The organism is Pseudoxanthomonas sp. GW2, assembly GCF_000283075.1.
In the GTDB taxonomy this organism is placed as follows: Bacteria; Pseudomonadota; Gammaproteobacteria; order Xanthomonadales; family Xanthomonadaceae; genus Pseudoxanthomonas.
The window spans coordinates 1-12,088 of record NZ_ALIP01000049.1; the positions used below are offsets into that span (position 1 = coordinate 1).

Consider the following 12,088-nt stretch of genomic DNA (forward strand, 5'->3'; position numbering starts at 1 on the left):
GGGCGTTCATGGGCGTGCGGGGGAAGCGGGCGCGGGCGACGCGCCGGGTGCGGTGGGTTGCGGCGCGGCCTTGCGCCGGCGCAGGTATAGGTCGGCCAGCAGCCAGGCCAGGGTGGCCAGCGACAGCCAGCCGACCAGCAGGAACAGGTCGTTGTAGGCCAGCACCGTGGTTTCGCGCCCGGTGGCCTGGCCGAGCATGCGCAGCGCCTGCAGCTGGCGCTGCGCCGCATCGGGCACGTCGTGCAGGTGCAGCGCGGCGTAGCCGTGCAGGCGCGCGGCCACCTGCGGGTCGGGCAGCTCCAGGCCCTCGCCCAGGCGCGCGGCGTGCAGCCGGGTGCGCACGGTGAGGAAGCTGCCGAGCACCGCGCTGCCGAGCAGGCTGCCCAGGCCCTGGGCCATGCCGAACAGGACGATGAAGCTGATGAAGTTGCGCGGCTGGGCCAGCACCTTGCCGATGCCGCTGAGCATGGCCGGGGCGATGAAGACGGTGCTGCCGCAGCCGATCAGGAACTGGCTGAGGTACATCTGTGCCGGCCGGGTCTGGCTGGTGGCGTGCGCGTCCATGAACGCGCTGGTGGCGATCAGCAGCACCGCCGCGATCAGCTGCTGCGGGAAGTTCGGCGGCGCCAGGGTCAGGGCACTGGCCGCGATCCCGCACAGGCAGCCGGCCACCACCATCGCCGACATCACCTGCAGCTGGGCGTTGTCCAGGCCCAGCTGCTGGAACATGGGCACCGCGCCGAAGCTGTGCTCGGACAGGCAGACGCGGATCAGCAGGATCGACAGGGTCAGCCGCAGCAGGTCGCCGCTGGCCAGCCAGCGCAGGTTGAGCATGGGATTGCGGCGGTTGTGCTCGATCACCGCGGCCACCGCCAGCAGGGCCAGCGAGGCGGCCAGCACCAGGCCCAGCCAGGGGGTGTCGGTCCACCACAGCACCGGGCCGAAGGCCAGGACCACGGCCAGGCCCGCGGCGCCGGGGATGAAGCTCAGCAGGGTGGCCAGGTCCAGCCGCTCGAACACCTTGTAGCGGTCGCCGGGCGGCAGCTTCACCGCCAGCACCCCGGCCAGCGCCACCATCGCCAGGCCCAGTTCGAACACGTGCAGGCCGCGCCATTCGCCCAGCTGCAGCAGCTCGGTGGAGAACATCCGCGCCAGCGGGATCGGCAGCTGGGTCAGGCCCAGGGCGATGGCCAGGGCCTTGCGGCGGTGCTCGGGCGGGAAGGCCTGGATCATGTAGTACACGCCCAGCGAGTTGAGCGCGGTGGCGCACAGGCCATGCGCGGCACGCACCGCCACCGCCGAGCCGAGGTCGTTGGCGAACAGGTGGGCCAGGGCGATGGCCGCGTACAGCGCCAGGCAGATCTCGGTGAACAGGCGCAGGCCGTACTGCTGGCGGAACTTCACCAGCACCAGGTTGGCCGACATGCTGGTCATGAAGAACGCCGCCGGCAGCCACTGCATTTCCCAGGCGTAGGCGCCGAAGTTGCCCTGCAGGTAGGGCAGGTTGGCGCTGACCAGGGCGTTGCCGAGGCCGCCGGCCAGCGCCACCAGCACGCCCACGCCGGCGAACTGCAGCCGGCGCAGGGTGGGATGGTGGGGCGTGGACGGCGAGCCGGGGAAAGTCGGGCGTTCGTGCGGGAGCCACTGCCGCGGGATGTAGCGCGGGTCCATCGGGGTTCAGCCGTTGCCGTCCCCGGGCGCGGCGCCAAGGCTGCGGCACAGCCGCCGCAGGTAGTCGTGGAACTGCGCGGTCTCGTCCGGGCCGAAGTCCTGCATGGCCTGCTCGCGCGCCTGGCCGAGCACGCGCAGGATCCGGCGCAGGGCCGGGCGCGCCTTCGGCGCCAGGTGCACGCGCTTGCTGCGGCGGTCGTCCGGATCGGGCCGGCGCTCGACCATGCCGCGCGCCTCCAGCCGGTCCAGGTGGGCGACCAGCGACATCGGCTCGATCGACAGCGCCGCAGCCAGCTCGGTCTGGCGCACCGGGCCGAGCTTGTCGGCCACCACCAGGGTGCGGGCCTCGCCGGGGGTCATGTCCAGGTCGGCCGCGGCCAGGGCGGCCTCGAAGCGCTGGCGCAGCAGGCGGGCGGCGGTGACCAGCAGGAAGCCGAAGCTGTCGTCGCCGCGGGAGGGGGAGTGGGTTTCCATGGGAGCCATATTGTAAGCTTGGCTTATGAACTGGCCGGAACCGCGCGCCCGGCGGGCGGCCTCCACGCCCGTGGTGCCATAATTGCCGCATGAGCGAATCCCCCTACGAACGCGGCACCACCCACTTCGGCTTCCGGGACGTCCCGGCCACGGAGAAGCAGAAGCTGGTGGGCCAGGTCTTCACCTCGGTCGCGCGCAAGTACGACCTGATGAACGACCTGATGAGCCTGGGCATCCACCGCGCGTGGAAGCGCTACTTCACCGCCACCTGCCAGGTGAAGCCGGGCGACCGGGTGCTGGACCTGGCCGGCGGCACCGGCGACATCGCCGCGCTGCTCAAGCCGCGCGTGGGCGCCACCGGGCAGATCGTGCTGGGCGATATCAACGCCGGTATGCTCTCGGTCGGCCGCGACCGCCTCACCGACCGCGGCCTGGTCTCGGGCCTGGAGTACGTGCAGTGCAACGCCGAGAAGCTGCCGTTCCCGGATGGCAGCTTCGACCTGGTGACCATGGCCTTCGGCCTGCGCAACGTCACCGACAAGGACGCGGCCCTGCGCGAGATCGCGCGCGTGCTGCGCGTGGGTGGCCAGGCGCGGGTGCTGGAGTTCTCCGAGGTGAAGGCCGAGTGGTTCCGGCCGATCTACGACTTCCACTCGTTCAAGGTGCTGCCGAGGCTGGGCCAGCTGTTCGCCGGCGATGCCGCCAGCTACCAGTACCTGGCCGAGAGCATCCGCAAGCATCCGCCGCAGGAGCAGCTGAAGGCGATGATGGAAGAGGCCGGGCTGTCGCGCTGCGGCTACGTGAACCTCAGCGCCGGCATCGTCGCGGTGCATACCGGCTACAAGGTCTGAGCGCGCGGGCCGCCAGGCGGCCCGGATTGTCCTTCCGGCTTGCCCGGCCTGCGCGTCGGCGGGTGGCCGGGGCGCGGGCGCGCCCGGCGTGGCGTGGCCTGCGCCGGTGGCCGGCCGCCAGCCGGGGTCAGGGGCCACCGGCCTGGGAAAGGGGGCAGGGCGCGGGGCGCGCGGTACACTCGCTGTTTTCCGCTTGACCCTCGAACATGCGCTTTCCAGCCCTGCTGCTCACCCTTGCCATGACCGCCGCCGCCAGCGGCTGCTCCGGCGAACAGGCCGGTCCGGCCGATCCCGCCAATCCCCAGGCCCGCCCGGCCCAGGCCGCCCAGGCCTCGGCCCGCCGCCACGACGAAAGCTCCTGGTCCGAGCCGGACAAGGTGCGCATCGCCGACCTGGCGCTGGACCTGAAGCTGGACTTCGACGCCCGCCAGCTGTCGGGCACCGCCACCTACGCCCTGCAGTGGGCCGATCCGAAGGCCACCCAGCTGGTGCTGGACACCCGCGACCTGGCCATCGACAAGGTCGAGGGCGAGGTCGACGGCGCCTGGACCCCGCTGCAGTTCGAGCTGGCCGAGGCCGACCCGGTGTTCGGCAGCAAGCTGACCATCCAGGCGCCGCAGCGCAACGCCAGGATCCGCGTCACCTACGCCACCTCGCCGCAGGCTTCCGGCCTGCAGTGGCTGGAGCCGTCGATGACCGAGGGCGGCAAGCTGCCCTTCATGTTCAGCCAGTCGCAGGCGATCCATGCCCGCAGCTGGGTGCCGCTGCAGGACACCCCGGGCGTGCGCTTCACCTATAGCGCGCACGTCACCACCCGCCCGGACGTGATGGTGCTGATGAGCGCCGACAACGACCCGGCGGCGGTGCGCGACGGCGACTACAGCTTCACCATGCCGCAGCCGATCCCGTCCTACCTGCTGGCGATCGCCGCCGGCGACCTGGTGTTCAAGCCGATCTCCGCGCGCAGCGGCGTGTGGGCCGAGCCGTCCATGGTCGACCGCGCGGTGAAGGAGTTCGAGGACACCGAGCAGATGATCGTCGCCACCGAGGGCCTGTACGGCGCCTACCGGTGGGAGCGCTACGACATGCTGGTGCTGCCGCTGTCGTTCCCGTTCGGCGGCATGGAGAACCCGCGCCTGAGCTTCATCACCCCGACCGTGATCGTCGGCGACAAGTCGCTGGTCTCGCTGATCGCCCACGAGCTGGCGCACAGCTGGTCCGGCAACCTGGTCACCAACGCCAGCTGGAAGGACATCTGGCTCAACGAGGGCTTCACCACCTACGTCCAGGGCCGCATCGTCGAGGCGCTGTACGGCGAGGAGCTGGCCGAGATGGAGCGCCAGATCGACCAGGCCGGGGTCAAGGCCGACATGGAGCACATGGCCGCCCAGGACCAGCTGCTGGTGCTGCCGCCGCTGGCCGCACGCGACCCGGACGAGGCGCTGAGCGAGGTGGCCTACACCAAGGGCGCCTGGTTCCTGCAGTTCCTGGAGCAGCGGGTGGGCCGCGCGAAGTTCGACCCCTTCCTGCGCGGCTGGTTCGACGACCACGCCTTCCAGAGCGCCGACAGCGAGCAGTTCGTCGCCTACCTGCGCGAGAAGCTGCTGAAGGACAACCCGATGGCGGTGACCGAGGAAGAGCTGGACGCCTGGCTCAACCAGCCCGGCATCCCCGCGTTCGCCACCCCGGCGCAGGCGCGCACCTTCGCCAGCGTGGACAGCGCGCGCATCGCCTGGCTCGGCAGCGGCGAGCTGCCCAGCCCGCAGGTGACCGCCGACTGGGGCACCCAGGCCTGGGTGCGCTTCCTGGAAGGCATGGGCCAGAGCCTCGAGCCCGCGCGGCTGGCGCAGCTGGACAAGGCCTACCGCTTCACCGGCACCCCGAACGGCGAGATCGCCATGCGCTGGTATCCGCTGGCCCTGCGCAGCGGCTACCTCGAGGCGCGCCCGGCGGCCGGCGAGTTCATCCAGCGGGTCGGCCGGCGCAAGCTGATCCTGCCGGTGTACCTGGAGCTGGTGAAGACGCCGGACGGCCTGGCCTTCGCCCGCGAGGTGTTCGAGCGCGCCAGGCCCGGCTACCACCCGATCACCACCGCCTCGGTGGAGGCGATCCTGGCCCGCGCCGAAGGCGCGAAGCAGTAAGACCCCGGGCGCGCCGGCCCACCCGGCGCGCCCGCCCGAGGAAGCAAGACATGCAGCCGATCCGTCCGCGACTGTCCCTGGCCCTGCTGCTGGCCGCCACCCTGGCCGGCGCCAGCGCCTGCACCGACCGCGAGGCCCAGCGCCAGGCGCAGCTGGCCGCCGAGGCCGAGGCCCGGGCCCGTGCCGCGGCGGAACTGCAGCGCCAGTACGAGGCGGCGGTGGCCGACCGCAACTGGGAACTGGCGCGGGTCCACGGCGTGGCCCTGCTGGACCAGTACCCGGACAGCGAGGCCGCCGCGGCCATCGGCCCCGGGCTGGAGGAGGTCAAGGCGCGCGCCGAGGAGGCGCGCGAGCAGCGCCGCCTGGCCAGCCTGTGGAACTACGCCCGGGTGCCGGCCGGCAGGGGCGAACAGCGCACCGCGGCGATCCTCAGCCAGGAGCCGGTGGACACCGGCGGCAGCCGGCCGGCCGCGGTGCAGCTGGTGATCCGCGACCATCCCGAGTGGAAGCGCAGCGCCTACCTGGTGCTGGAGGGCGGCGACTTCGACTGCTACGGCGGCTGCAAGGTCCAGGTGAAGTTCGACGATGCCGCGGCGCGGCCGATGTCGGCTTGGCGCCCGAAAACCGACGAGGCCATCGCCATGTTCATCGAGGACTACCGCGGGCTGTGGAAGCGCATGCGCCAGGCGCGGCGGCTGGAGATCAGCTTCCCGGTAAAGGCCGGCGGCAGCCGCACCGCGGTGTTCGAGACCGGCGGCCTGGACGGCAGCCAGATGCCGGGCTGGGACTGACGCCGCCATGCCGAACCTGGACTACGTGGTCGTGGCGGTGGTCAGCGTGCTGGCCATCGCCCTGCACGTGGTCCTGTTCGTGCTGGTGCGGCGCTGGATGGACCGCGACCTGGCGCTGTCGCTGGCCGGCGAGGACCCGGCGCGGCGGCAGTGGATGCTGGAGCAGCTGGCCCTGGCCCGCCGCCAGGGCGTGCGCCGGCGCGATCTGCCGGCCTGGCTGGAGCAGGCGGCCAGGGCGGCGCCCGCGGCGGCAAGCCCGCCGGCGGAAGGCTGAAAGCGAAGGCGCGGGCTGGCCTGGCCCGCGGCGACGGCGGTGCCGGGCGCCTGCCCGGCGGCGCGGGCCGCCTTACTCGAGGCTGTAGCCGAACTGCTGGCGGAAGTGCTCGTTGAACTCGGCGAAGTCGAAGCGCTGGTTCTGGGTGCCGGGGTGCTCGACCTTGAGCGCCCCCATCAGGTTGCCCATGCGGCCGATGGTCAGCCAGTCGTAGCCCTGCTCGATGCCGAAGATCAGGCCGGCGCGGAAGGCGTCGCCGCAGCCGGTCGGATCGACCACCCGGCGCTCGTGCGCCGGCGGCACCTCGTAGGTCTTCTCCGGGGTATGCACTAGGGCGCCACGCGGGCCCTGGGTGGTGATGTAGGCCTTCACCCGCGAGACGATCTCGCGGTCGGTCCAGCCGGTGCGCTCCTGCAGCAGGTTGGACTCGTAGTCGTTGACCACCACGTAGTCGGCCAGCTCGATGAACTGGCGCAGCTCCTGGCCGTTGAACAGCGGCATGGCCTGGCCCGGGTCGAAGATGAACGGCACGCCCATCTCGTGGAACTCGGCGGCGTTCTGCAACATGCCCTCGCGGCCGTCCGGGCCGACCAGGCCCAGGGTGATCCCCGGCACGTCCTTCACGTGGTTCTCGTGCGAACGCATCATCGCGCCCGGGTGGAAGGCGGTGATCTGGTTGTTGTCGTGGTCGGTGGTGATGAAGGCCTGCGGGGTGAACAGCTCCTCGATCACCTTGACCTGCGACAGGTCGATGCCAAGGGACTCGAAATGCTCGCGATAAGGGCCGAAATCGCCGCCAACGGTGCCCATCGGCACCGGCTTGCCGCCGAGCAGGTGGAGGTTGTAGGCGATGTTGCCGGCGCAGCCACCGAACTCCCGGCGCATGCGCGGGACCAGGAAGGAGACGTTCAGGATGTGCACCTTGTCCGGCAGGATGTGGTTCTTGAACTGGTCCGGGAACACCATGATGGTGTCGTAGGCGAGGGAACCACAGATCAGGGTGGACATCGGCTTGGGACTCGGGCGCGCGCGGCGCGCGTGACAGGGGCTGCGGCCTTGCGCCGCGGCGCAAAGGTTACCGGCTGCGCCCCCGCGCGGCCAGCCCGGGCCTCGGGGCGGGCGCCGCCGGCGGCGCCCCGGATGCGTCCAAACCCGCGGATTACCGCGGAATTCCTTGCCCGCGACCGGCCCCGTTGCTAGGCTAGCCGACCTGTTTTTGCTGTCCAAAATTTCGCCATCGGCGCGCCTCCTGGCGCCGACCGCGCAAGCACCGGCACCTCGCCGGTTCCGCCACGCCCCGCCTCCTTTCCTACCCGGAAACCCCAGGACCGCCCCTCGATGTTCAAGAAGCTCCGCGGCATGTTCTCCAACGACCTGTCCATCGACCTGGGCACGGCCAATACCCTGATCTATGTCCGCGGGCAGGGCATCGTGCTGAACGAGCCTTCGGTGGTGGCGGTGCGCCAGGACCGCGCGATCGGCGGCACCCGCTCGGTCGCGGCGGTGGGCGCGGAGGCCAAGCAGATGCTGGGCCGCACCCCGGGCAACATCACCACCATCCGGCCGATGAAGGATGGCGTGATCGCCGACTTCACCTACACCGAGGCCATGCTCAAGCACTTCATCAAGAAGGTGCACAAGGCCCGGGTCCTGCGTCCGAGCCCGCGCGTGCTGGTGTGCGTGCCGGCCGGCTCCACCCAGGTCGAGCGCCGCGCGATCAAGGAATCGGCCGAGGAGGCCGGCGCCCGCGACGTCTACCTGATCGAGGAGCCGATGGCCGCGGCGATCGGCGCCGGCATGCCGGTGTCCGAGGCGCGCGGCTCGATGGTCATCGACATCGGCGGCGGTACCACCGAGGTCGCCGTGATCTCGCTCAACGGCATCGTGTATTCGGCTTCGGTGCGCATCGGCGGCGACCGCTTCGACGAGGCGATCACCAACTACGTGCGCCGCAACCACGGCATGCTGATCGGCGAGGTGACCGCCGAGCGGATCAAGATGGAGCTGGGTTGCGCCTATCCGCAGGCCGAGGCCAAGGAGATGGAGATCACCGGCCGCAACCTCGCCGAGGGCGTGCCGAAGATGATCAAGATCAACTCCAACGAGGTGCTGGAGGCGCTGCACGAGCCGCTGTCGGGCATCGTCTCGGCGGTCAAGCTGGCGCTGGAGCAGACCCCGCCGGAACTGGGCGCGGACGTGGCCGAGCGCGGCATCGTGCTGACCGGCGGCGGCGCCCTGCTGGCCGACCTGGACAAGCTGATCTCCGAGGAGACCGGCCTGCACGTGCAGGTCGCCGACGACCCGCTGACCTGCGTGGCCCGCGGTGGCGGCCGCGCGCTGGAGCTGGTCGACATGCACGGCAACGAGTTCTTCGCGCCGGACTGACCCGCGCTCTCCGCGCCGCCCCGCGCCGGGGCGGCGTTCGCCAGCGGCGGACGCTGCCGCCATACTCCCATCTCCGCCGCGCTGCCCCGACTGATCACCGTCCGTGTCGTCCTACGCCGGTTCCCCACACGCTGCGCGCCCCGGTGAATCCGGTCCCCTGCGGCTGCTGGCCTACCTCGCCCTGGCCGTGACCCTGCTGGTGCTGGACCACCGCGGCGGCTGGCTGTCGTGGGTGCGCACCCAGGCCACGGTGCTGGTGCAGCCGCTGCGCAGCATCGCCGGCCTGCCGGGGACGGTCCGCGGCGCGCTGCGCGACGGCCTGGCCTCGCACGCCAGCCTGGTCGAGGAGAACCGGCGCCTGCGCAACGAGCTGCTGGTGGCCAATGCGCGCCTGACCCGGCTGCGCAACGCCGCGGTCGACAACGCCCAGCTGCGCGAACTGCTGGGCGTGGTCGAGCGGCGCGGCCTGGACGTGCAGCTGGTGCCGATCCTGGACATCGACCTGGAGCCCTCGCGCCAGCGCCTGGTGCTGCGTGCCGGCAGCCGCCAGGGCGTGCAGCGCGGGCAGGCGGTGATCGACGCCGGCGGCCTGCTCGGCCAGGTGATCGAGACCACCCCGACCCAGTCCACCGTGCTGCTGCTGACCGACCCGGACCACGCGGTGCCGGTGATGGTGGCGCGCAACGGCGTGCGCCTGATCGTGTACGGCCGCGGCGACCGCCTGGAGCTGCGCGACATCCCGCTCAACCAGGACGTGCAGGTTGGCGACCAGCTGGTCACCTCCGGCCTGGGCGGGCGCTTCCCGCCGGGTTTCCCGGTGGCCACCATCACCGCCCTGCACCCGGACGACAGCCAGGCCTTCCTGGTCGGCGCGCTGAGGCCGGCCGCGCAGCTGGATCGCGGCCGCGACGTCCTGCTCCTGCGCCCCGGCGCCGCTCCCGACCTGCCGCTCCCTCCCGTCCCCGGCGAGCCCGGCGAGGCCGAGGATCCGGCCGCGCAAGGGGAGCCGGCCGCCGGCTCTTCCGAATCACCAATCCCCAATAACGAATCACAGCCTCCGCAGGAGGCGACCCGATGAGCGCCCGCGACCGCCTCGGTGGCTGGCTGCTGCCGCTGAGCCTGCTGCTGGCGCTGCTGCTGGGCCTGCTGCCGCTGCACGCGCAGCTGCAGCCGCTGCGGCCGTACTGGCTGGCCCTGGTGCTGGCCTACTGGGTGATCGAGACGCCCTCGCGCGCCGGCCTGGGCCTGGCCTTCGCCTGCGGCCTGGTCGCCGACCTGGCCTACGGCAGCCTGCTCGGCGAGCAGGCCCTGCGGCTGGTGATCATGGCCTTCATCCTGCAGCGCTTCCGCGCCCGGCTGCGTTTCTTCCCGCTGTCGCAGCAGGCGCTGGCGATCGGCGCGCTGCTGCTCAACGACCGCATCGTCGACGCGGCGGTGAACCTGGCCCTGGGGCAGCCGCTGCTGCCATGGGAATACTGGTGGGCGCCGCTGCTGGGCCTGGCGCTGTGGCCGCCGCTGTTCCTGCTGCTGGACGCCCTGCGCCTGGGCCGCCGGGACTGAGGCCATCGCATGGGCAGCCGCCGCGCGAGCAAGAATCCGCACGCCGAGGCCGAGCAGTTCCGGCGCCGCGCCGCGCTCGGCTTCCTCGCCGTGGCGCTGGCCCTGGGCGGGCTGGCGGCCTGGTATTTCCGCCTGCAGGTGCTGCAGCACGACGACTACGCCACCCGCTCGGAGGCCAACCGCATCCGCCCGCGGCCGGTGGTGCCCGCGCGCGGCATGATCTACGACCGCCAGGGCCGGCTGCTGGCCGAGAACGTGCCCGCCTTCCGCCTGGACGTGGTCCCGGACAAGGCCGGCGACACCGAGAAGCTGCTGGCCGAGCTCGGCCGGCTGATCCGGCTGGACGAGGACGACATCGAGCGCTTCCGCCGCGAGCGCAAGGCCGGGCGCGGCTTCCGGCCGATCACCCTGAAGCTGCGCCTCACCGACGAGGAGATGGCCGCGTTCGCGGTCAACCGCTGGCGCTTCCCGGGCGTGGAGATGGAGCCGTACCTGACCCGGCACTACCCCTACGGCGAGCTGTTCGCGCACGTGATCGGCTACGTCGGCCGGATCGACGAGAAGGACCTGGAGACGCTGGGCGAGGGCGGCAGCGCGCTGACCCACATCGGCAAGACCGGGATCGAGCGCGCCTACGAGGACGTGCTGCGCGGCAAGGTCGGCTACGAGCAGATCGAGACCAACGTCCAGGGCCGCGCCCTGCGCACCGTGGGCCGGGTGCCGGCGCGTCCGGGCGCGGACCTGCGCCTGTCGATCGACGCCGAGCTGCAGCGCGCCACCGTGGCCGCGTTCGGCGACCTGGAGGGCACGGCGGTGGCGATGGATCCGCGCACCGGCGAGATCCTGGCGCTGGTGAGCCTGCCGTCGTACGACCCCAACCTGTTCGTCAACGGCATCTCCCACGCCGACTACCGCGCGCTGATGGACAACCCCTCGCGCCCGCAGTTCAACCGCGCGGTGCTGGGCGGCGTGGCCCCCGGGTCGACGCTCAAGCCGTTCCTGGCCCTGGCCGGCCTGGACAGCGGCGTGCGCCGGCCCGAGGACCGCACGCTTTCTACCGGCATGTTCTACCTGCCCGGCACCAGCCGTGGCTGGGGCGATTCGCACCGCGGCGGCCATGGCTGGACCGATGCGCGCAAGTCGATCGCCGATTCGGTCAACACGTACTACTACCAGCTGGCGCTGGACATGGGCATCGAGCGGATCGAGCGCTTCCTGGTGCGCTACGGCTTCGGCCAGCCCTCGGGCATCGACCTGGTCGGCGAGAGCTCGGGCATCCTGCCCACCCCGGCGTGGAAGATGAAGCAGCGCAAGGAGCGCTGGTATCCCGGCGACACCGTGAACATCTCCATCGGCCAGGGCGACTGGAAGGTCACCCCGCTGCAGATGGTGCGCGCCACCGGTGCCCTGGCCGACGAGGGCCGGCTACGCCGTCCGCGCCTGGTGGAGGCGCGCCGCGACCGCTTCGACGCGCCGTGGGCGCCGCTGCCCGGCGGCGAGCCGGAGCGGATCAGCGAGCGCCCGGACAACCTCCGGGTGGTGCGCGAGGGCATGGAGATGACCGTGCACGGCCCCGGCGGCACCGCGCGCGCGATCGGCGTCGGCGCGCCGTACCGGATCGCCGGCAAGACCGGCACCGCGCAGGTGGTCAGCCGCCGCGGCACCAGCGCGGTCGACCCGCGCAGCCTGCCCATGCACCTGCGCCACCGCGCGCTGTTCATCGGCTTCGCCCCGGCCGAGGACCCGCAGATCGCGGTGGCGGTGGCGGTGGAGGGCGGCGGCTACGGCGGCAGCACCGCCGCGCCGATCGCGCGCAAGATCTTCGACGCCTGGCTGCTGGGCAAGCTGCCGGACGGGCTGGAACCGCTGGACGGCGCCCCGCAGCCTGCCTCCTGCAGCGAGGGCGGCGCCGGGTGCGCGCCGCTGGACGCGGCGGGGCAG

11 protein-coding genes are annotated in these 12,088 nt (G+C 72.1%); 8 read left to right on the forward strand and 3 right to left on the reverse strand.

Going from position 1 to position 12,088, the window contains the following annotated elements; translation table 11 throughout:
* Nucleotides 1-6: 6 nt before the first annotated feature.
* Nucleotides 7-1,671 carry an MFS transporter gene (locus B351_RS0104100; protein WP_019397784.1) on the reverse strand — a complete coding sequence of 555 codons (1,665 nt, stop codon included), beginning with the start codon at nucleotides 1,669-1,671 and terminating at the stop codon, nucleotides 7-9.
* 6 nt (nucleotides 1,672-1,677) lie between these two features.
* Nucleotides 1,678-2,145, reverse strand: coding sequence for a MarR family winged helix-turn-helix transcriptional regulator (locus B351_RS0104105; RefSeq protein WP_026010341.1), 468 nt, complete (start codon nucleotides 2,143-2,145; stop codon nucleotides 1,678-1,680).
* Between the two features lie 89 nt (nucleotides 2,146-2,234).
* Between B351_RS0104105 and ubiE the strand changes: the two genes are divergently transcribed.
* The 4 genes from ubiE (at nucleotide 2,235) to B351_RS0104125 (ending at nucleotide 6,202) form a co-directional block, all read left to right on the forward strand.
* Nucleotides 2,235-2,996 carry a bifunctional demethylmenaquinone methyltransferase/2-methoxy-6-polyprenyl-1,4-benzoquinol methylase UbiE gene (gene ubiE, locus B351_RS0104110; RefSeq protein ID WP_019397786.1) on the forward strand — a complete coding sequence of 254 codons (762 nt, stop codon included), beginning with the start codon at nucleotides 2,235-2,237 and terminating at the stop codon, nucleotides 2,994-2,996.
* Between the two features lie 206 nt (nucleotides 2,997-3,202).
* On the forward strand, nucleotides 3,203-5,137 hold the full coding sequence (locus tag B351_RS0104115) for a M1 family metallopeptidase (protein ID WP_026010342.1): 1,935 nt from the start codon (nucleotides 3,203-3,205) through the stop codon (nucleotides 5,135-5,137).
* Between the two features lie 71 nt (nucleotides 5,138-5,208).
* Nucleotides 5,209-5,928 carry a hypothetical protein gene (locus B351_RS0104120; protein WP_050992134.1) on the forward strand — a complete coding sequence of 240 codons (720 nt, stop codon included), beginning with the start codon at nucleotides 5,209-5,211 and terminating at the stop codon, nucleotides 5,926-5,928.
* Nucleotides 5,929-5,935: 7 nt separating this feature from the next.
* On the forward strand, nucleotides 5,936-6,202 hold the full coding sequence (locus B351_RS0104125) for a hypothetical protein (protein WP_019397789.1): 267 nt from the start codon (nucleotides 5,936-5,938) through the stop codon (nucleotides 6,200-6,202).
* 72 nt (nucleotides 6,203-6,274) lie between these two features.
* On the opposite strand, the gene B351_RS0104130 is transcribed toward B351_RS0104125, so the two are convergent.
* Nucleotides 6,275-7,210 (reverse strand): carbohydrate kinase family protein, encoded by a 936-nt coding sequence (locus B351_RS0104130; protein WP_019397790.1) that lies wholly within the window; start codon nucleotides 7,208-7,210, stop codon nucleotides 6,275-6,277.
* 330 nt (nucleotides 7,211-7,540) lie between these two features.
* Here B351_RS0104130 and B351_RS0104135 point away from each other — a divergent pair, with 330 nt between their 5' ends.
* The 4 genes from B351_RS0104135 to mrdA all read left to right on the forward strand — a co-directional run.
* Nucleotides 7,541-8,587: a rod shape-determining protein gene (locus B351_RS0104135; RefSeq protein WP_013533965.1), complete on the forward strand. Its 1,047-nt coding sequence runs from the start codon at nucleotides 7,541-7,543 to the stop codon at nucleotides 8,585-8,587.
* 103 nt (nucleotides 8,588-8,690) lie between these two features.
* Nucleotides 8,691-9,665 carry a rod shape-determining protein MreC gene (gene mreC, locus B351_RS16180; RefSeq protein ID WP_019397791.1) on the forward strand — a complete coding sequence of 325 codons (975 nt, stop codon included), beginning with the start codon at nucleotides 8,691-8,693 and terminating at the stop codon, nucleotides 9,663-9,665.
* On the forward strand, nucleotides 9,662-10,147 hold the full coding sequence (gene mreD, locus B351_RS0104145) for a rod shape-determining protein MreD (protein WP_019397792.1): 486 nt from the start codon (nucleotides 9,662-9,664) through the stop codon (nucleotides 10,145-10,147). Before mreC ends, mreD begins: the two co-directional genes overlap by 4 nt.
* Before the next feature lie 9 nt (nucleotides 10,148-10,156).
* A partial coding sequence (mrdA, locus tag B351_RS0104150) for a penicillin-binding protein 2 (protein ID WP_019397793.1) occupies nucleotides 10,157-12,088 on the forward strand: 1,932 nt, incomplete at its 3' end.